Genomic DNA, 18,291 nt, shown 5'->3' on the forward strand with positions numbered 1-18,291 from the left:
GAGGCATCGTTGCCTTCGTTTTCCCTGGTAGATCCCGCCGTCCAAATTTTCATCAATTCAGCATGCGTTCCTCGAGTTTCTCGTGGGACCGCTTGCCGGCGCAAGGTGTCCCTCGGCATCCGGTAGAAGTGATCACCCGCTCTCGGGTGCGGGCGCACTCGCTTTCACGAGACGGCGTCGGCTCGCCGCATGTCGTCAACACATGTTGACCCAACTTCCATGCGTCAACTAATGTTGACGCATGGAGGTGGAGCAGATGAAAACTTTGGTTGCATCCATGGACGGGAAAGGACCGGCTGAAGCACTGCAGGCAGTCGCCCAGCTGCAAAAGGAAGTCGGGCGCGCGGAAGCGTCCCTGGTCCGGAAAGCCCGGCAGGCCGGCCTTTCCTGGGAAGCCATCGCCCTGTGCCTGGGCGTGAGCAAGCAGGCCGTCCACCGCAAATACGGGAAGCGGTAGATGCTGTTTCCCGCTCTTGGCTGCTGGCGGCGAGGTTGCTTCAGCTTTGCGTAGCGTCCGTTACCGGCGCTTTAGAGGGACGAGTAGAAGCCAAAGGCGTTCACCGGATGCGGGTATCAGCTGTTTCCAAACGTGGTTGCTGGGACGGCGCGAAACGATGGGTACCTGGGCGCCGGCCCGATCCATCCATCGTGTTCCCCCGTTCTGTGAAGGTCAATATGCAGGCATCCGCTCCCCTAGGACCCTCAAGAGCGCTCCGGTTACCCCTTCCTGCCTTCGGTGGCGACCCCTTCGATAAAGTGGCGCTGTCCGAAGGCAAAAAGGATGAGCATGGGGAGCGTGATCAGGAGCGTCGCGACCATGACGTATTGGTAGTCCCCTTGGCCGCCGTTGGTGGGGCTGTACTTAGTCATGGCGTAGGCGATGCCCAGCGGTGCCGTGAATCCCTCAACGGACCCGGCGTTGAGGTAAATGAGCGCGGACTGCAGGTTGTTCCAGCTTGCCTGGAATTCGAAGATGAAGATCACTACAAGCGAAGGCACAGACAGCGGCAGGGCGATCCTGCGGAACAACCCGAAGTAGCTGGCTCCGTCGATTCGCGCGGCCTCGAAGAGCTCCCGTGGCAGTCCCAGGAAGAACTGCCGTTGCAGGAAGATGTAGAACGCCGAGCCAAACAGGTTCATCCCGAAGAGCGGTATCCAGGTTCCCAGGACGCCCAGGTTTTTCCAGATGAGGTACTGCGGCACCATGGTGACGGCGCCCGGCAACATCATCGTCGCCAGCACAAGCCCGAAAAGGATGTTCCGGCCCGGGAAACGGAAATAAGCGAACCCGAACGCGACCAGGGAACTGGAGAGCGTCACCAGCGTGGCGGCCAGCACCGCGATCAGGAAGCTGTTGGTCACCCAGTTCACCAGCGGGAGCTGATCCCAGACTTCGACGTAGTTCTGCGGGGAAAACGTCGCGGGGATCAGGGCGTTGTCGAAAACCTCCCCACGGGGCTTGAGGCTGGCGGCAATGAGCCACACGAGGGGATATAGGAACACGGCACTGATCACCGTCAGGACGACGCCGAGCACCACCTTGCCCGCCGTGGTGCGGGGACGCCGGACACGACGGCGCGGGGCAGACGTGGCAGTGGCGGAACGGTCAGCTTCCGCCAGCAGGGTGCTGGACGCCGGTGTCGCGCCGGTGTCGGTATTGGTGGTGGCCATCAGCGCTTCTCCCCCTCGTAGTAGACGAACCGGTTTCCCACCCGGACCTGCACCAGGCTGATCAGCAGGATCAGCACGAACAGCACCCAGGCCATGGCAGAGGCGAACCCGAAGTTGAATTCCCGGAAGGCCTGCTGGAACAGGTAAATGCCGTAGAACAGCGAGGCCTCCGGCGAGGCGCTGGTCTGGTCACGCCAGAAGAGCAGATACGCCTGGTCGAAGACCTGGAGCGCCGCAATTGTCAGGACGATCACGTTGAAGAAGATGGCCCCCGAAATCATCGGGACGGTGATGGAGAAAAATTTCCGCACCGGGCCGGCGCCATCCAGGGCCGCGACCTCATAGAGTTCCCGCGGCACACTTTTGAGTGCGGCCAGAAAGATGACCATGGTGCCGCTGACCCCCCACAGCGTCATCAGCACGATCGACGGCTTTACCCACGCCGGGTCGATCAACCACTGCGGACCGGAGATGCCGAAGAACGCCAACGCCTGGTTAATGGCCCCCGTGTTGCCGTTGAGCAGCAGCAGGAAAACCGCCGCGGTCGCCACCGATGGTGTCATCTTCGGCAGGTAGTAGATGGTCCGAAAGATCCCGGCCCCCCGGCCCACGCGGTTTAGGAGCAGGGCAAGCCCCAGCGCGACACAGATCTCCAGGGGAACGGCCATAACCGCGTAGAAGAGCGTGTTGGCCAGCGAGGAGGCGACTTTCGGATCCTGAAACAGGAGCTGGTAGTTGGTCACACCGGCGGGCTTGGCCACGTTCGTCGCCAGGTTGTAGCGGCTGAAAGAGATAACCAGGCTGTAAGCCATCGCACCGAGCATGAAGACAAGGAAGCCCACAATCCACGGCGAGATGAACAGATAGCCCGCCAAGGCCTCCCTGCGGTTGTATTTCACCCGGGGCGCCCGGGCCCTCCGGGGTTCGCCCCCGGGGCGCCGGATTCGCGCGGCTGATTTGGCTGTCATGTGGCAACACCCTTTCTCCCGTGGCTCCACGGCGGTCTCTGCCCGGCGGCGCGCCGGCATCGGGGCCGGTCCCTTGCGTCACACCGCGGCGTGGGCTAGCTTTCGAATTAGGAAGCTTGCTTACAGTGTTGCACTCGAATCGCTTTTAGCCGAGGGTCTCGCGGCAGCGACCACCACCACTGACGATTAGGAGGATGCAATGATGCATTTCCGGAAGACGGCATACACCGCGGTTCTGGCTCTGGCGGTTACAGGCACGACGGCCTGTGGCGGCGGTGGCAGCAGTGCCCCCGCCGCAAGCGCAGACTTTTCCAAGGACGCCTCGGGGACGATGACGGCATGGGCCTTCGATAACGCCGACGACGTCGGCAAGGCACGCATGGGATACGCATCGTCCCAGCTCTCGAACGTGAAGATCACGATGGATCAGACGCCCTTCGATGCGCAGAAATTCACTACCCGCGCGGCCAGCGGCGAGGTACCCGACGTCGTCCAGATGGACCGCGCCTTCGTCGCGACGTACGCTGCCGAGGGGCTGATCAAGCCGCTGGACGGCTGCTTCAAGGCCCAAGGCATGGACCCGGCAAAGCAGTTCTACCCGGCCGTCACCCAGCAGGTGACCTATCAGGACAAGGTCTGGGCAGTGCCGCAGTTCTATCAGCCGGCAGCCATCATTCTGAACCAGAAGGTTCTCCAGGGCGCCGGCGTAACGGCTGCGGACATCGACACCTCAAACAAGACGAGGCTGCTGGACGCCGTCGGAAAAGCGTCGAAGGCCGACGGCGGTAACCCCTCAACGCTCGGCTTCGACCCGGTGGCCGCCGGGCAGGCCGAACTGTGGATCCTCGGCCAGGGCGGACGGCTGGTGGACGACAAGGGAGCCCCCGTCCTGGACGACCCGGCGAACGCAGCGGCGCTCAGCTTCCTGAAGCAGATCTACGACGCACAGGGCGGCTATGCCAAGGCCAAGAGCTTCTCCGATTCCTTCGACACGTTCGGTAAGCAGAACCAGTTCGTCAAGAACCAGGTGGGTGCCCAGGTTGACGCCCAGTGGTACGTCAACGTTCTGGCCCCCTATTCGCAGTCCCTGGACTTGTCCGCCGTTCCTTTTAGGGACAAGGACGGCAAACCGTTCACCGTGGCAGGAGGAACGTCCTTCGTCATTCCTGCGAACGCCAAGAATCCCAACGCCGCCTGCGCGTGGATGACATCCCTGGTCACCGACGACGCATGGAAGGCCGCCGGGGAGGCTCGTGCACAGAAAATCGCCTCGACGCCGGGCGGCATTAACACCGGGCTGTTCACCGGTTCCCCGTCGGCCGACAAGCTGATCAGGGACGCCTTCGTCAAGCCGAGCGGCAATCCCGGCTTCGACGAAACAATCAAGACGTACTACGACGTCCTCCCTGCCGGCAAGACCCTGGGTGCCTCCCCTGCGGGTCAGACCATCAAAACGGAACTGAACAACGCCATCGCCTCGGCCCTGCTGGGGACCAAGGATCCGGGCATGGCGCTTGCTGACGCCCAGGCCGCTGCCAAGCGCGCCTACGACCAGTCGGGTTCCTAAGCTGTTGTCGTTCCGCGCCGCGGTCAGGTCCGGGCTGTTGCGCGGAACGACTGTAGGCGTCTATCCGCCGGCGTTGGTGCCACACTGAAGGTAACCGGAAGACCGGCCTTCCCACTCCTGCCGGGCCGGCACTCCGCAAGGGAAAGCGTGACGGAATGGTTCAGCATGCGGGGCGGGAACGCCCGGATATCTTATCCGGTCCACAACCCGACGGCGGCGGTCCTCGGCCACGCGTGGGTGTTCGTCGGTGCGGTAGTCGTCCTGATCATCTGGCCCTTCACCGGCCCTCTCCTTGGCTTCTCCGACACCTGGCAGCTGGCGATCAATACCGGCAGCGACGATTGTCACCTTCCGTGTGGTCTTCATCATCATTCTGAACACCCAGAACCGTGACACGGCGGCCCTCCACGTAAAGTTGGATGCCCTAATGCTCGAGCTCCAGGTCGGGAATGCCAAGCTCTACGACGCCGAGCATGAGGGCGAGAAGGAGATCGAGGCCCAGCGGATGCGGATTGCTGGCGCCGCCGGACAAGGTGGCCGGGACCGCCGGGCGGATCCCCCTGCGGCCGCGGGTCTGGCCTAGGGTCATTCCGGGCGCCCTTATTGCTGGAGGGACCGTAATGCGGGGTCTGGAGAGCCGCGGAGAAGCGCGTTCAGAAAGCACTCGAAGGGCATCCTGTCCCCGTCGCGGTCGGCTAGCCAGGCCATCGCCAAGCTTCAGGAGGCCCTCACCCAGACGGCAACGAAAGCTCAGGGCGGCCAAACGGGGCAGGCCCAGCAAGGCACACCGGTCACGGTCCCTCAGGTAACTGTGACCGACGTCGTACCACTCTCACCTGACGACGCGCGCGGCACCGGACTCGCCGTTGCAGGCGTGGTTCCACACCCTCCAAGGCAGCTACTGGACGAATGCGGGCGCGATCGGACTGGGAATCGTTGCAACGGCCGCCATCATCGTGGGCCTCAATGCACTCATCGGGCAGCCGGGCATCGCGGTTGGCGCGATCATCACCCTCTTCATCGGCAACCCGCTTTCCTCACTGACCCAACCCAAGGAGTTCCTCCCCGCACCGTGGGGTGATGTCGGCCAATGGCTGGTCCCCGGCGCCTCCGGGACGCTCCTGCGCGACCTCTCCTACTTCCCCGACGCTGCCACCGCGTTCCCATGGCTCGTACTGGCCGGCTGGGCCACTGCCGGGGCGGTCCTGATCGCCGGAGGCCACTTTCGCAACGCTCCGGCCATCGCCGACATCTAGGACTGCCCATGGCGTCACAAGCCGGGCTCAGTGGTTGCCCCGGGAATGCGGGATGCCCAACTCGTGCAACTATTCGGACCCGTCGTCCGCTGCTTCAAGGTGCTTGGCCATGGCTTCAACTGCCTGGTTCCACCGTTGGGTAAGAGCTTGCTTGCTCAGTGGTTCGAACATGCCGGTCAGGACTTTCTCCAGCGCATCATAAGCGGCGTCTTTGACGCGTTCCTGAGCCGCCGGGCTGTAATAGTTCATACCAATGATTCGAGACTCCCCCCGCGAAGGATGGCCGCTTGCAGCCATCGGCCCTGGACCCGTCCGCGGGGGCAGCGGGCACGAATCATTAGTAGAGAGGGCGATACCATATCGGCCAAGACCTTTTGGAGGGGTGTACTCGTGCCGCAACGATTAACCCAAGCGCCAGCATCGCCCTCACGCCGTCCCGTGATGACGGTGGTCGCGGCCGTATCGATGTTCGCTTTGGCAGGATGCGGTGCGGGTCCTGGTAACCCCGTGTATGGTCCAGGCACGTCGGCAGCGGCCCCAGCTGTTGCAAGCTCCTCACCAGCACCAGCGCCGTCCGATATTCCCGCTACGGACGCTGGTGGGCCGTCGGGGGCTGCTTTGATGGTCTGCGGCGACGAGACGCGGGGCAACATCAGCCGGATTCTGGCCCTTTCCTCCGCTCCAGGGACCACCGCATCCTGGGCGGAAAAAATCTACACCTGCACCTATGCGCTTCCCGCCGGGCCCCTCGTCCTCTCGGTCAAAGAAGCCGCAGACACGGATACCGCCCGAGCCGACTTTCAGGACCTGCAGCAGACCACACCGGCGTCCGCACCGATCGAAGGATTGGCCAACCTCGGATTCCCGGCATTCCAAACGCCCGCCTCCGCCGTCTTCGCGAAGGACAACTTCGTGTTAACCGTGGACGCGGCAGCCCTCCCGGAAACAGTTGGACCAAACCAAGTCATGCGCGCCGCGTTCGCCTACCAGGTGGCGACTACAGTCCTTGCCTGCTGGTCCGAATAGCACCAAATTCCCCCGGCAGGAACTCCAAGCCCGCCTGGTTGGGACGAGGCGTTTCCCGGCAGTGACCAATCCGTGATCCAGGCCACAACGAATTGCTGAAGTCACAGTCATGGGCGTGCCCATCAGGGGAGCGTTCACTGTCAACGGAGGAAACTCGTCATGAAGAAATCCGCTTTCCTGATTGCCCCGGTCCTGGCCCTGGGCGCCCTCGCGCTCTCCACCAGCCCGGCCCTCGCCGCAGACAACACGATGTACCAGGCAAACCTCGCAGCTATCAACGGCAGCAATGCCTCTGGAACCGTCATGATCACCGTCAACGGCGACCAGGCCACCGTGACCGAGAAGGTTTCCGGCCTCGCTGCGATGTTCAACGGCAGCCCCTACCCGCACGTCCAGCACATCCATATCGGTGCCAAGGGAACCTGCCCGGACATGTCAGCTGATACCAGCAAGGACGGCGTCATCAGTACCACCGAGGGCGCCCCCTTCTACGGCGGGATCGGCACCACCTTGTCCACCAGCGGTGACACCAGCCCTGCTGCCGGAACCGACCTGAAGGTCGCCGGGATGGGTGCCTCCTACACCTATAACCGGACCTTCACTCTGGACGCAAAGACGGCTGATTCGCTCAAGGCCGGGACCGCCGTCGTCGTCGTCCATGGCTTGGATCCGGCAACCCTGCCCGCCGCCGCGCAAAAAGAACCCAGCGATCTGGTCCCGTCCCTGCCGCTGGCCGCTACCTCGCCGGCCCTTTGCGGGACGCTGAAGGCAATGCCTGCCGGAGCCCCGGGCACAGGCCTCGCCACTCCGGCCCCGGCTGGCCCGGACCTGGGACTCCTCGCCGCCGGTGGCGGCCTCTTCCTGGCAGCCGGCGGAGCCTACGCGCTGCGCCGCAAGATGGCAGCCTAAGGGCCGAGAAGCAAAGGGAATTTCAGGGCTCTGATGGGATCTGAAACGAGCAGCCGCCGCGGACGCCTTGTCGCGTCTGCGGCGGCCGCCATGCTCCTGGCCGGCGGCATCACCGCCATCGGCCTGGGCCTGCACGCCGAACCACCCAACCCTTCTCCAACCAGCAGGGTGACGGCTGCAGCACCATCTCCCGACCCAACGATTCAGGCGCCCCCTTCGTCGCAGGCGGCTGTGGATCCGGCAGCGACCGACCCGACCATGCTTCCCGCGCCGCCGGACGCCGCCCTGCCGGCCTCCGTCCCGGTCCGGGTCCAAGTCCCCTCCATCGGGGTCGATGCAGGCCTGATTCCACTGGGCAAGCAAGCGAACGGCGAAATCCAGACCCCGTCCGGTGAACCGGGTTCTCCCGGGGGCTGGTACCAGGACTCACCCACCCCCGGCCAAACGGGGTCCGCGATAATCCTTGGCCACGTGAACGCCACCAACAGCGATGTCGGGCTGTTCTACCGGCTTCACGAAGTCACCCCAGGCCAGGACATCACCATCACCCGCGCAGACCACACAGCTGCCGTGTTCACCGTGGACAAGGTCGATGTCTACCGCAAAGCCACGTTCCCCACGATCGAGGTCTACCAAAACGCGGACCGCCCCGAAGTCCGGCTCATCACATGCGGCGGCTACAACCCCGCTACGAGGGAATACCTGGACAACACCGTCGTATACGCACACCTCACCTCCAGCCACCCCGCATCCTGATGCCTGCACCGCCCGCCCGTTCACGGTCGGCCTCGGTCCCAGGGCTTTCCGATGCCGATCCCGAAGGCCAACTCCATGAAGACCATCAAGACCAGCCAACGCCTCACCCTGACCCTGATAGGCGCAGCGACGATCATTGGGGCCAGCGCGTGCGGAACCGCCAGCGGCACAAGTTCATCGCCGGCGTCGTCAACAGCGGCCGGATCCGCCAGCGCCTCCATGGATCCAGGCATGAACATGGGCTCCTCCCCAGTGGCTTCGGCAACACCGTCGTCAATGGGAGAGGCCACTGGCACCTCAAGCGGCTCCGCCGGGACGGCGGCCGAGAGGACGATCCACATCAAATCATTCGCATACACCGGCGCGGACAGTGTCCCGGCAGGATCGACGGTGACAGTGATGAACATGGACAACGTGGCCCACACCGTAACCGCAGACGACGGATCCTTCGACGCAGTCGTCAAAGCCGGGACCAGCACTACCTTCACCGCCCCGGCAAAGCCGGGCACCTACACCTACCACTGCACCTACCACTCCAACATGCAGGGAACACTGAACATCAAATGAGCCACAGCTTGCCCTATCGCAGGGCCCTAAGCATACTGATGAAACACCACAGAATCAGTGCGACAGGAGACACATGAATCTCGAACAGGACCCCTATTCCCGCCTGCCTCAACTTCCCGAGTTCACGCTGTCCAGCACAGACATTTCCGACGGCGAGACGCTTCCGGTGGCGCAAGCGAGCGGCAAAATGGGAATAGAGGGGGGCAAAGACCAGTCCCCCCAGCTCGCTTGGGAAGGATTCCCGCCGGAAACCCGCAGCTTCGCGGTCACCGTATTCGACCCCGACGCTCCCACCGGCAGCGGGTTCTGGCACTGGGCGGCGTTTAATCTTCCGGTATCCACCACATCCCTGCCATCGGGTGCGGCGGATTCCGGGCTGCCAGCCGGCGCCGTGCAGTTGGCCAACGACGCCGGCATGCGCGGCTTCGTTGGGGCTGCTCCCCCACCGGGGCACGGCGTGCACCACTATCACGTCGTCGTTCACGCCGTTGACGTCGAACACCTGGACATCCCGGCCGATGCCAGTCCCGCCTACCTCGGCTTCAACCTCTTTACCCACGCAATAGCGCGGGCCCGGATAGTGGCAACCTTCGAGCAGCCCTAGCAGGCGGCCTGGCGAACGAAACAGGTCACTCCTGTGGGGCAGCCACCCAGCCCGTGGTCAGGCCGGTGACCCGGCTGCCGTCCAGGTCGGCCAGTTTGGTGGCCACGAAGTCGTGCGCCCAGGACGAGGTCTGGATCCGGAAGGCCGGCTCAGCGCCTTCCATGGTGGCCAGCACCACCGCCGCGACATCCGCCGGTTGCTGCGCGCTGCTGCTGGCGAACTGTGTGCTGGTTCGTTCCAGGTAGGCCGAGATGGCAGGGGTGTAGGAGCCGGCCGTTTCCAGCAGGGCCGGGACATCGATCCCGGCGTTCGCCACGAAATTGCTGGACACGGCACCGGGTTCAATGACGTGCACCCCGACGCCAACGGTCTTGGCCACGGGCTGCAGGCTTTCCAGGAATCCCTCAACGGCGAATTTGGCGGCGCAATAGGCTTCGTTGAAGGGCTGGCCCACTATCCCGCCCACCGAACTGATGGTAACGACACGTCCGCCGCTCTCACGCAGGTGCGGCAGGGCGGCGCGGGTCAGGGCCACCACGCCAAAGAAGTTAACCTCCATGGCGCTGCGGAAATCTTCCAGACCCAGCATTTCCACCGTACCCACCGCCGCACTTCCGGCGTTGTTGACCAGCACGTCCAGCCGGCCGTAGGAACTGATGCAATACGCAATCTCACGGTCGATGTCCGCCGTGTCCGTAACGTCAAGCCGACGAATGTCCAGGGATACTCCGGCCTCATCGGCCGCGGCCCGAAGCGCGTCCGCGCGCTGCAGGTCGCGCATGGTGGCAATGACCGTCCAGCCTGCCCGCGCGGCCTCCACCGCGGTGGCAAGGCCTATGCCCGTGGACGTTCCGGTAATCAGCACCACACCCTTGGCCGGCGTAGGTGACGGGTCAACGTTCTGATCGCTCACGGGCGCTCCTTGGTGCTGCTGGTGCTTGGGCCATTGGATGCCTTCAGTTTCTCCGGAGTCCCCGGATCCAGCAAGGTGCAGGCTGCCTTACCCCTTCCGCTCCGCCCGGTACGCGCTGGGGCTGACCCCGTGCAGCCGGCGGAACTGGCGGGAGAAGTAGAACTGGTCCTGCAGCCCCACCTCGCGGCCCACCTGCGCGATAGTCAGGTCCGTGGTATCCAGCAGGTGCCGCGCCCGCGCCATTTTCAGGGCCGTGTGGTGTGCCAGCACTCCCCCGCCGGTCGCCTCCCGGAACAGCTTGCTTAGGTGCGACGACGAAACACCCACCAGCGCAGCCAGGTCAGCCAGCCGGATGGCACCGTCCGCCCGCTCCTCCAGGTAGTTCATGGCCTGCTGCAGCGGCGTCCCCTTCTCCGGAACCCGGCGATCCACGGCCAACATGGCCAGCAGCTTCCACGCCATCCCCGCCGTGGCCACCAGGCGGGCGGGTGACTGGTCCTTCTCCAGGGCGCTGACGATCTCATCCAGCATCGCTGTCATCCGGTCTGCCGCCACCACCGGAACAATGCACCGGCCGGGCCTGACCCCGGCGCCCTCAACCAGCTCCGCCGCATCCGTTCCGCGGACGTGGCACCACCAGATCGTCCATGGATCATCCGCGGCGGCACCATACGCGTGGGCCTTGCCCGTGCCGCCGGGAAGGACGACGGCGGTCCCCTTGCCGACGTCGGTCCGCGCACCGGCGGTTTCCACCCACCCGCGTCCGTCAACACACAGGATGACGATGGTTTCCTCCGCGCCCTGCGGCCGGTAGCGGCCATGGTCCGCGGCGGCGGGAAACAATCCTGCGTCGGTGACTATCAGGCGCCGGGTGATGGGACGGTTGAGGGCTTCGAGGACCAAGGGCCGGGGAACCACCACCAGCCGCTGATTCTGGAATCCATGCGCCCGTTCCACCTGCGTCCCCTCCGTCAAGAAACGTCCATCCTACGACGGCGGGAGGGCTCAGCCCAGGTCTTCCCGCCAATCGGACCAGCACACCAGCTGCACCCTTTCAACGGCAAGCAAGTCCCCGGACGTGGCGTCCCGCAGGCGCTGGGCCGCGGCGGGCAGCCCCACCTCTGCATCTTTGGAAAGCGGCAGGACCTGGAGCAAGACCTCCGAGCCGGCGCGGATGCCGGCATCGCCGGTGTCGATGACCCACTCCGATCCGTCCCAGAAGCGGTCGGCCACCACACGGCCGTCCACGAGCAGCCGGGCAACGTCACCCGCCCAGGTGACCTCCAGCTCGGTGGGCGCACCGCCGGTGGCGGCGTCCGTCGTCGGAAGTTCAATCCTGTACTCCGCGGAGAGCTCCGCCATCGCTTCCCGGCCCGGCGCGGCAGCCCGGCCCGCCAGCGAGCCGAAGGACGCCGGAATGGCGGCCGCAGCGCGGACCGGCACCAGGGGAACGTCGCGGCGGGCAGGTGCCCTCAACTGCATTGCGGCAGATACAGCCTCAAACCGCCCGGTTTCGCGTGCATACCGCCGGACCGAGGGCGCGCCCAGCGAGCGGCCCGCCAGCAAGCCGACGGCGTCCATCCACACCGGTTCGGCGGACAGCACCAGCTCCCGGCCGCGCGGCGTCTCCAGCACCCACGCCTGGTCCGCCAAGGAAGCGGGGAGGACCAGGATCTTCAAGGCACCCCCGGAACACGTCGCCGTCAGCTGAGCCAGGGAGGGGCGGACAGCCCAGGCATTCCCGCCCAGCGGAGCAGCCTCGCCTTCCAGGACCGTCCCCTCCGGCAGGCACAGCCGCGGTTCGATGCCCGCTTCCGCGGCGAGCACCAGTGTCGGCGGTCCCCCGGAATCGAGCACTGTCAGCGCGGACGCGGTGGCCCAGAGCAACCGGACGCCCCCAACCTCCAGGTTCACCGGCCAGGCGGCGATGGTGCCTGCGGGGATGTCGACGGGCACGTCCGGAACCGTCACAGGCCCATCTGCCAGACCCAGGCGGAACTGCGCACCACTATATGCCGGAAGCGGTATATGCGGCTGGTGCCAGGTAAGGAACACAAAACCGGACGTCCCGTCGGAGCGCAACGCCCAGCGCAGCGTCTCCGAGTCCTCCACGCCGGACGGCTCCCGGTCCGGCAGGGTGGACGGCATCGGCGCCAGGAGGTCCCCGAACGCGGCGAGGAACGCGTGCTGCCGGCGCAGCAGGGCAAAGCCCGGCGCCAGCCTGCCGGATGCACCGATGGGCGCATGGAAGTCGTAGTCGAACTCCGGGAGGTCGTTCGGGTAGCCAGTCGCCTGGGTCTCCTGCAGGCCGGCCGCGGGGTTCGTCCCGCCGGCGAACATGTAATAGCCCTGCCAGCCGGAGCCGCTGCCGATCTTGTTGTTGGACACGGCCGCCACGTCCTTGCCCGCTGGCCATGGCCGGCGTTGATAGGCCGTGGCCATGCCGCCGGTCAGCTCGCAGGTGGCCGCCGGATAAAGGTCGGAGGTGGACCGGGGCGGCGCGGCCTCGTTTCCGGACAGGTGTTCGCGGAGGTCGGCCCCGATGCCGGGATCGTCCCACTGGTGGCTGAAGAAGTAGTGCTGGCGGAACGTCGGATCCCACGGCGCGCCGGCATCCACCCAGAATCCGTCCCCGTAACCGCCGAAGACCGGCAGCACCTCGGCCCCGGGCAGGTCCGCCCCGCCCCACGCGGTCGCGGTCCAGAGGGGGGCGCCGAGCCCGGCCGCCCGGGCCAGCTCCTTCAACCGGGAAAGATGGGCCGGCTGGTCGTAGAGCTCGTTTTCCAACTGGATGCCGATCACGTTGCTGTCCGGCCCGCACAAGCCGCGCAGTTCGCCCCCCAGCCGGTTGTACCAGCGCTCCACCATGTCCAGGTAGGCGGGATCATTGGTGCGGTGGCGGACGGGGGCCGCCTGCACCCAGTCCGGAAAGCCGCCGTTGCGGACCTCGCCGTGGGCCCAGGGCCCGATGCGCAGGACGACGTCCAGGTCCAGCGCGGCACAGAGCCGGACGAACGCCGCAACATCGAGGTTGCCGTCAAAGCGCGGATCACCTTCCACCGGCTCGTGGTGGATCCAGAAGACGTAGCAGGCCACTACGGTGATACCGCCGGCTTTCATCAGGCGGAGCCTGTCCTCCCAGCGGTTCCTGGGCAGCCGGCTGAAGTGGATTTCCCCGGAGACCGGGATGGCCGGGCGTCCGCCACACTCCAAGTAGTGGTTGGTGACCCGCCACCTGCCGTGCGGATCCTCGGTGTTGCTCATGGCCGGCCGCAGCAAGGCATTGCCGTGCGGCCGGTGGGTGGCGGTCAGGAGGTCAAGGGCCGTGTTCGGGGAGGGCATGGCGGATCTTTCAGGTCACGGGTGCGGTACGGATCAGGTGGTTCATGCGGCGCTGCCAGTCTTCGTCGGCCCACAGGGGGTGGTGCGGCGCAGCGTTGGAGCACAGCACCATGCCCCACACGCCGTGCTCCAGGGCGGTGCGGATGGCGTGTTCGGCGAGGTCGCGGCCCACCGGCCCCTCCTCGAAGGTGCCCAGCAGCGGTGTGTAGCCGATCCAGCCCTCGCCCACCACCGCGGGAACGTCCTTCCAGCGGGCCCATGCGGCGATGGCGGTCACCCGCGATTCAATCTCGCGCCGCATCACTTCCCGGTAGGGCCCGTATTCGTTGTACAGCCAGGTGTCCCAGGCATCGGGATCGAGCCAGTCGTAGCCGTAGAGCATCTGGCCGGTGACCACGGTGGCGCGGTACTTCCATTCCGCCAGGCGGCCATACTCCGCGACCGAGGGTGCGCCAGGCTTCAGCAAAGCCCGCAGTGCCCGGTTGGGAAACCCGCCGCTCCCTTCGGAACGGATGTCGATCTGCTGCTGCAGGGCGTCCAGCACGCCGTAGCTGTACACGTGGAACTGCGCCGCGCCCAGGCCATCGGGCAGGGTATGCATGGCAAGGTGCGGCGGCTTGCCGTAGCTGGCCGTGATCAACAGGTCCGGATGCAGCGAGCGCAGCCGATCCACCTCACTACTGCCGTTGGCGAGCGGCGGGAGGATGGAGAAGTCCACCTCGTTGTGCAGTTCCACCAGGGCGATGCGGTCCCGGTGCCCGGCATCTGACACCTCGCCGATCAGCCGGTCCCAGGCGTCGGCCAGGACACGGTACCGGCCTTCCAGCGGGACGGCGTCGATGGCTTCGAACCATTCCGGCGATTCTGCGAAGGCGGGTGACTGCTGGTACTCCCAGCTGGCCAGGATCACCACCAGCCCGTGCCGGGCGGCGGCCTCGAACAGGTCCAGGAGCCGGGTCCGCAGGTTGATCCGGTACCCGCCGGGAACGTCATACCAGCGGGTCCCCCTGCCGTATATCCCGCCGTCGGGCGCCGTTCCCAGTCCTTCGATCACCAGGTCCTCCGCGAGCGCCTCCAGCCCCAGCCCGCCATGGAGCAGCAGCGGCGCAGCGCAGATGCGGACGGCGTTGTATCCGAGCCCGGCGGCCCGTGCGCAGGCGGCGTCCAGGTCCGCGTAGGGTCCGCCCGCCTCGGCGCGGGTGTACCAGGAGAAGTCCCAGAGGCTGATGGCCAGGCGGGGCGGAAGGTGCGACGGCGGTGCGCCCGTCAGGGAGCGCGTGTCGCCGTGCACCGTGCCGGACCCGAGGTAGCGGGGTTCCTCCGTCACGGGGCACCGGTTCCTTCCAGCTGCGGCTTGCGGGTCAGCAGGCGGCCCCGCCCGGCCAGGTCCCGCAGTGACGCAGCCGCCGTGCGGCGGGATGCAGCGGTGTCGGTGGCGAACAGCAACAGTTCCGGGAGGGATGTGGCGAAGTAGTCGGGCGCGGCTGGGGCGGCTTCGAGTTCGTCGGCCCGTTCCTCCAGCCGGCGCCATACGTCCTCGGCGTCGCCACCCCTGCCCAGGCGGGACATGGCGACGCCGCGCCAGTAGTCGGCCGGGCCGGCCGGGCCGGGGTCAACTGCCAGGGCGCCCGCCTGCCGGCAGGCCCGAGTCCAGGCCTCCACCGCGGCCTGAGCGTCCCCGGCACGTTCCAGCGCATCGCCGAGCGCCACGAAGCGTTCAGCCATGCTGTCCCGGGGATGCCGGCCTTCGCCCAGGTTCGCGGGCGCTTCGATGCCCGTGCGCAGCAAGGTGGCGGCCGCCGTCGGGTCCTGCTCCATCAACGTCCGCGCATGCTGCACCGCTGCCCGGTCGTAGGCGGCGAGCACCAGGCCCTCGCCCCCCTCGAACGGCTGGAACGTTCGGGATCCCAGGAGCACCAGGGCTTCCTGCGGCCGCCCCACGTCGGTCAGCAGGTTGGCGTAGAGAACGGCAAGATCGTCCCGCGCCAGGACGGCCGGTCCATGCTGTTCGATGGCGGCGAGCCGCTCCCCGGCGGGCAGCCCGCGGAGTTCCGACAGGACGGACCGTTCGAAGACGAGCCGCGCGTCATCCGGGCTTAGTTCCAGGGCCCGGGCAAAATACGCATCAGCGGCGGCGGGGTCGCCACCGGTATTAACCGTGGCCAGCGCAGCATTGCGCCACACCACGGGATCGGTGGACCCGTGGATCAACGCCTTCTGCAGGTGGCCCAGCGCATCCTTGGTCCGTTCCGCGTCAAGCAGCCAGCAACCCAGCAGCGCGTGCGCCACGGGATCACGCGGGTCGGCTTCGAGGGCCCGGTGCAGCGCATCGAACTCGTCCAGGCCGTACGGGAAGGCATGGGTGGTGTCCGCCCGCCGCGCCTTTGTCCGTTGCGCGGCAGCCTCCTGCGGGTCCAGCAGTTCTTCCAGCCATCCGGCGCGCAAGTAGTGGCGGATGGGCGCGGGGTTGCCGAAGGCCGGGTCAGCACCCGCGGGCGGCGCGCTTTCGGTCAGGTCCAGGGCGAGCTGCCACTGGCCTGCGCGGGCCAGCCAGCAGGCGACGGCCAGGCCGGTCTTGGGGTCTGCGACGTCAAGGGATCCGGCGAGCGAGAGGGCCACGGGATCGAGTGGATCCGCGGCCAGGATGTCCTGCAGCAGCCGGGCGCTGTCAGCCCTGCGGCCCAAGTTTTCCAGGGCCAGGTACCGGAGATGCCTGGCTTCCGGGCTGGTTGATTCCAGGGCCAGCGCGGCATCGGCATGACGGAGCCCGGTGGCCGGCTCACCTTCCCGGAGGGCCAACCGGGCCAAGGCGAGGCGGGCAGGGTGCGCCCAGGCCCTGTCCCAGGCGGCCTTCCCGAAGCGTTCACGGGCCTCAGCGAGCCGGCCCGTTCGTTCCAGGACCAGGCCCAGCCGGTAGCTTGCCTCCCCGCTGGGAGGGTTCAGGTTGCGGCCGGTCAGCCGGTCCAGGGCGGTTTCAAGGAGCTTCCGGGCCCCGGCATAGGCCCCGGTCCGATACTGGGTGGCAGCAAGGGCGGTGGCGGCGCGGGAATCCCCTGGATCCCGGCGGAGCATCTCCTCAAGGTAGGGCTGGGGCCTCCTGGTGGGGTGCCGGTTTTGGGCCAGGTGGGTTGCGGTGACATGGAGCTCGTCAGCGCTTTCGATCTCCCGCGGAGGCGCTGGTTCGGTGGCTGCCCAGGGCTCTGCGGGACGGTCCGTTGGCTGCCGTGGGGTCCAGGAGATGAGTTCCCTGGCGCCTTCCATGACGCTGAGGGCCAGGTCCGTTTCCTCGGCCGGGGCGGGCAGCTGAACCGTGGCGGTGAAGGGCCGGTCCGGGGATAGTCCGGCGGTCCACGTGTGGAGGGTTTCGCCATGCAGGGCCAGGACCACCGTGGCATTTTCCGTATGGCCCGTGCCGGCAACACCCACCGTGGCGGTCCGGCCGGCGTCGTCAAGGGTAAGCGCGACGGCGGCCTCCAGGTTCGCCTGGTGCGCCGGGCCGATGTGCCGGATGGGGTACCAGTACTGGCTGAAGGTGCGCGTCTCGCCAGGAGCGAGGTAGCTGAAGTCCGGCTGGTTGTCGGTGAAGACGCCGGCCATCAACTCGACGTACGGGCCGTCGTCGTCCGTTAGGTGCTTGTCCCAGGCCTTGCCCACGGAACCGTTCCCCCACGTCCACTGTTTCTTGCCGGGTGCAATGCTGCGGTCCGCCCAATGCACGAAGCCGGCCTTGGCGTCGTGGTCGTATCCGCCGAAGAAGCTGTCAGCCGTGTCTGTGACCATGTAGGACGTGGGGACGGGGATGTTGGCGTAGAAATCGAGCCGGTCGGCATCCGGGGTTCCATGCTGTCCGGCGAGCGCGGGGTAGTCCACGCCGTAGTAGGGCCGGTCGGCGCGGGGGAAGGCCGTGATGGCGCGGCGTGCATGGTCCGCCACGTGGGACACGTCGGTGGGGAAGAAGGACTGGTAGTTCCCGTGCACGCGGGCGGCGGCGTTCGCCCACCACAGGAAGGTTTGGGGCTCGTCCGTACGGTTGTAGAGCCGGGCCTCCACCTCGATGAGGGAGCTGCCTGGCCGGAGGCGGACGCCATGGGTTCCGCGCATCCGCTGCAACGGGTCCAGGTCCGTGTGCCAGGCGGTGACGCTGCCGTCGCCGGCAGGCTCCACGGCGGTTTCCACCGGCAGGAACGTGCCGGGCCGGTGGTGCTGGGGCCAGTTGAATTCCACTCCGCCGGAGATCCAGGGCCCGGCCAGTCCCACCAGCCCGGGCTTGATCACGTTGTTCCGGTAGAAGAAGTCATAGCCTGCGGTCTTGTCATATCCCACGTGGATGCGGCCGCCGATTTCGGGCAGCAGCATCAGGCGGACGTACCGGTTTTCCAGGTGGATGGCCTGCCACAGCCTGGGCTTCCTGTCCGGTTCGATGCTGTCGATGAACGGCATGGGGTACACCTTGCCGCTGGATCCCTGGTACACCCGCCGGTCAAGGAACAACGGATACCGGTCCGGCTCCCCTGGGGTGTAGGTGTCGATAAGGACGGGTTCGCTCCAGCAGGCCACGCCGCCTGCATCCAGGATGTCCTGCTGGTCCTGCGGCGCATCGGGCAGCACAATCCTGCCCGGCGGGGTAAGTTCGTTGGTCACCCCCCAAGGCTATGAAGGCGCCCTAGGCGGTGGCCATGGCAAAAACGCGCGATTATATGGACGATCGTGTA

The 18,291-nt window shown here is 66.5% G+C and carries 19 protein-coding genes; 10 read left to right on the forward strand and 9 right to left on the reverse strand.

The features are described from left to right. Nucleotides 1–241: 241 nt before the first annotated feature. Nucleotides 242–457 carry a transcriptional regulator gene (locus QRM96_RS06145; protein WP_109044167.1) on the forward strand — a complete coding sequence of 72 codons (216 nt, stop codon included), beginning with the start codon at nucleotides 242–244 and terminating at the stop codon, nucleotides 455–457. 260 nt (nucleotides 458–717) lie between these two features. On the opposite strand, the gene QRM96_RS06150 is transcribed toward QRM96_RS06145, so the two are convergent. Together QRM96_RS06150 and QRM96_RS06155 are read right to left on the reverse strand one after the other, a co-directional pair. Then, nucleotides 718–1,671, reverse strand: coding sequence for a carbohydrate ABC transporter permease (locus QRM96_RS06150; protein WP_109044168.1), 954 nt, complete (start codon nucleotides 1,669–1,671; stop codon nucleotides 718–720). Next, nucleotides 1,671–2,639 carry a carbohydrate ABC transporter permease gene (locus QRM96_RS06155; RefSeq protein ID WP_502934881.1) on the reverse strand — a complete coding sequence of 323 codons (969 nt, stop codon included), beginning with the start codon at nucleotides 2,637–2,639 and terminating at the stop codon, nucleotides 1,671–1,673. The genes QRM96_RS06150 and QRM96_RS06155 overlap by 1 nt, the downstream gene beginning before the upstream one ends. Before the next feature lie 331 nt (nucleotides 2,640–2,970). Here QRM96_RS06155 and QRM96_RS06160 point away from each other — a divergent pair, with 331 nt between their 5' ends. The 4 genes from QRM96_RS06160 to QRM96_RS06175 all read left to right on the forward strand — a co-directional run bounded on the left by QRM96_RS06160 (nucleotide 2,971) and on the right by QRM96_RS06175 (nucleotide 5,462). Beyond that, a complete protein-coding gene (locus tag QRM96_RS06160; RefSeq protein ID WP_285318864.1) occupies nucleotides 2,971–4,206 on the forward strand; it encodes an ABC transporter substrate-binding protein in 1,236 nt (411 codons plus the stop codon). A gap of 147 nt (nucleotides 4,207–4,353) precedes the next feature. Beyond that, the gene (locus QRM96_RS06165) at nucleotides 4,354–4,599 is read left to right on the forward strand and encodes a low affinity iron permease family protein (RefSeq protein ID WP_206073861.1); all 246 of its coding nucleotides are present in this window, start codon (nucleotides 4,354–4,356) and stop codon (nucleotides 4,597–4,599) included. After that, entirely contained in the window at nucleotides 4,562–4,789 is a 228-nt protein-coding gene (locus QRM96_RS21000; protein WP_206073862.1) for a low affinity iron permease family protein, read from the forward strand. Before QRM96_RS06165 ends, QRM96_RS21000 begins: the two co-directional genes overlap by 38 nt. 283 nt (nucleotides 4,790–5,072) lie before the next feature. Continuing rightward, nucleotides 5,073–5,462, forward strand: a complete 390-nt coding sequence (locus tag QRM96_RS06175) for a hypothetical protein (RefSeq protein ID WP_285318867.1) — start codon at nucleotides 5,073–5,075, stop codon at nucleotides 5,460–5,462. Between the two features lie 69 nt (nucleotides 5,463–5,531). Here the strand turns inward: QRM96_RS06175 and QRM96_RS06180 are convergent, their stop codons facing one another. Further along, nucleotides 5,532–5,711 (reverse strand): hypothetical protein, encoded by a 180-nt coding sequence (locus QRM96_RS06180; RefSeq protein ID WP_109044171.1) that lies wholly within the window; start codon nucleotides 5,709–5,711, stop codon nucleotides 5,532–5,534. 372 nt (nucleotides 5,712–6,083) lie between these two features. Here QRM96_RS06180 and QRM96_RS06185 point away from each other — a divergent pair, with 372 nt between their 5' ends. From QRM96_RS06185 to QRM96_RS06195, 3 genes are all read left to right on the forward strand, one after another. Beyond that, nucleotides 6,084–6,488 carry a hypothetical protein gene (locus QRM96_RS06185; protein ID WP_285318869.1) on the forward strand — a complete coding sequence of 135 codons (405 nt, stop codon included), beginning with the start codon at nucleotides 6,084–6,086 and terminating at the stop codon, nucleotides 6,486–6,488. Between the two features lie 159 nt (nucleotides 6,489–6,647). Further along, nucleotides 6,648–7,397 (forward strand): hypothetical protein, encoded by a 750-nt coding sequence (locus QRM96_RS06190; protein WP_285318870.1) that lies wholly within the window; start codon nucleotides 6,648–6,650, stop codon nucleotides 7,395–7,397. A gap of 33 nt (nucleotides 7,398–7,430) precedes the next feature. Then, nucleotides 7,431–8,153, forward strand: coding sequence for a class F sortase (locus QRM96_RS06195; RefSeq protein ID WP_285318872.1), 723 nt, complete (start codon nucleotides 7,431–7,433; stop codon nucleotides 8,151–8,153). 20 nt (nucleotides 8,154–8,173) lie between these two features. Here the strand turns inward: QRM96_RS06195 and QRM96_RS06200 are convergent, their stop codons facing one another. Beyond that, the gene (locus tag QRM96_RS06200; RefSeq protein ID WP_165837963.1) at nucleotides 8,174–8,494 is read right to left on the reverse strand and encodes a hypothetical protein; all 321 of its coding nucleotides are present in this window, start codon (nucleotides 8,492–8,494) and stop codon (nucleotides 8,174–8,176) included. Between QRM96_RS06200 and QRM96_RS06205 the strand changes: the two genes are divergently transcribed. Both QRM96_RS06205 and QRM96_RS06210 read left to right on the forward strand, forming a co-directional pair. Continuing rightward, on the forward strand, nucleotides 8,430–8,720 hold the full coding sequence (locus QRM96_RS06205) for a cupredoxin domain-containing protein (protein ID WP_109044176.1): 291 nt from the start codon (nucleotides 8,430–8,432) through the stop codon (nucleotides 8,718–8,720). The two genes, QRM96_RS06200 and QRM96_RS06205, sit on opposite strands and share 65 nt — an antisense overlap. Nucleotides 8,721–8,793: 73 nt before the next feature. Next, nucleotides 8,794–9,324, forward strand: coding sequence for a YbhB/YbcL family Raf kinase inhibitor-like protein (locus tag QRM96_RS06210; RefSeq protein WP_285318874.1), 531 nt, complete (start codon nucleotides 8,794–8,796; stop codon nucleotides 9,322–9,324). Between the two features lie 25 nt (nucleotides 9,325–9,349). Here QRM96_RS06210 and QRM96_RS06215 read toward each other — a convergent pair whose 3' ends face one another. The 5 genes from QRM96_RS06215 to QRM96_RS06235 form a co-directional block, all read right to left on the reverse strand. Continuing rightward, the gene (locus QRM96_RS06215) at nucleotides 9,350–10,237 is read right to left on the reverse strand and encodes an SDR family oxidoreductase (protein ID WP_285318875.1); all 888 of its coding nucleotides are present in this window, start codon (nucleotides 10,235–10,237) and stop codon (nucleotides 9,350–9,352) included. Between the two features lie 87 nt (nucleotides 10,238–10,324). Then, the gene (locus QRM96_RS06220) at nucleotides 10,325–11,212 is read right to left on the reverse strand and encodes a helix-turn-helix transcriptional regulator (RefSeq protein WP_285318876.1); all 888 of its coding nucleotides are present in this window, start codon (nucleotides 11,210–11,212) and stop codon (nucleotides 10,325–10,327) included. Between the two features lie 30 nt (nucleotides 11,213–11,242). Beyond that, nucleotides 11,243–13,579 carry a beta-galactosidase gene (locus QRM96_RS06225; protein ID WP_285318877.1) on the reverse strand — a complete coding sequence of 779 codons (2,337 nt, stop codon included), beginning with the start codon at nucleotides 13,577–13,579 and terminating at the stop codon, nucleotides 11,243–11,245. Between the two features lie 10 nt (nucleotides 13,580–13,589). Further along, the gene (locus tag QRM96_RS06230) at nucleotides 13,590–14,906 is read right to left on the reverse strand and encodes a cellulase-like family protein (protein ID WP_285318878.1); all 1,317 of its coding nucleotides are present in this window, start codon (nucleotides 14,904–14,906) and stop codon (nucleotides 13,590–13,592) included. Continuing rightward, complete coding sequence (locus tag QRM96_RS06235) at nucleotides 14,903–18,220, reverse strand: DUF5107 domain-containing protein (protein ID WP_285318879.1); 3,318 nt, start codon at nucleotides 18,218–18,220, stop codon at nucleotides 14,903–14,905. The genes QRM96_RS06230 and QRM96_RS06235 overlap by 4 nt, the downstream gene beginning before the upstream one ends. Between the last annotated feature and the right edge of the window lie 71 nt (nucleotides 18,221–18,291).

The organism is Pseudarthrobacter sp. lyk4-40-TYG-27 (assembly GCF_030209295.1).
GTDB lineage: Bacteria > Actinomycetota > Actinomycetes > Actinomycetales > Micrococcaceae > Arthrobacter.

What these genes read in the sequence shown, in the direction of transcription:
- QRM96_RS06190 (WP_285318870.1), top strand. Translation starts at nt 6,648, where the DNA reads ATGAAGAAATCCGCTTTCCTGATTGCCCCGGTCCTGGCCCTGGGCGCC.
- QRM96_RS06155 (WP_502934881.1), bottom strand. Translation starts at nt 2,639, where the DNA reads ATGACAGCCAAATCAGCCGCGCGAATCCGGCGCCCCGGGGGCGAACCC.
- QRM96_RS06185 (WP_285318869.1), top strand. Translation starts at nt 6,084, where the DNA reads ATGGTCTGCGGCGACGAGACGCGGGGCAACATCAGCCGGATTCTGGCC.
- QRM96_RS06205 (WP_109044176.1), top strand. Translation starts at nt 8,430, where the DNA reads ATGGGAGAGGCCACTGGCACCTCAAGCGGCTCCGCCGGGACGGCGGCC.
- QRM96_RS06150 (WP_109044168.1), bottom strand. Translation starts at nt 1,671, where the DNA reads ATGGCCACCACCAATACCGACACCGGCGCGACACCGGCGTCCAGCACC.
- QRM96_RS06200 (WP_165837963.1), bottom strand. Translation starts at nt 8,494, where the DNA reads ATGTGGATCGTCCTCTCGGCCGCCGTCCCGGCGGAGCCGCTTGAGGTG.
- QRM96_RS06225 (WP_285318877.1), bottom strand. Translation starts at nt 13,579, where the DNA reads ATGCCCTCCCCGAACACGGCCCTTGACCTCCTGACCGCCACCCACCGG.
- QRM96_RS06145 (WP_109044167.1), top strand. Translation starts at nt 242, where the DNA reads ATGGAGGTGGAGCAGATGAAAACTTTGGTTGCATCCATGGACGGGAAA.
- QRM96_RS06180 (WP_109044171.1), bottom strand. Translation starts at nt 5,711, where the DNA reads ATGAACTATTACAGCCCGGCGGCTCAGGAACGCGTCAAAGACGCCGCT.
- QRM96_RS06210 (WP_285318874.1), top strand. Translation starts at nt 8,794, where the DNA reads ATGAATCTCGAACAGGACCCCTATTCCCGCCTGCCTCAACTTCCCGAG.
- QRM96_RS06195 (WP_285318872.1), top strand. Translation starts at nt 7,431, where the DNA reads ATGGGATCTGAAACGAGCAGCCGCCGCGGACGCCTTGTCGCGTCTGCG.
- QRM96_RS06160 (WP_285318864.1), top strand. Translation starts at nt 2,971, where the DNA reads ATGACGGCATGGGCCTTCGATAACGCCGACGACGTCGGCAAGGCACGC.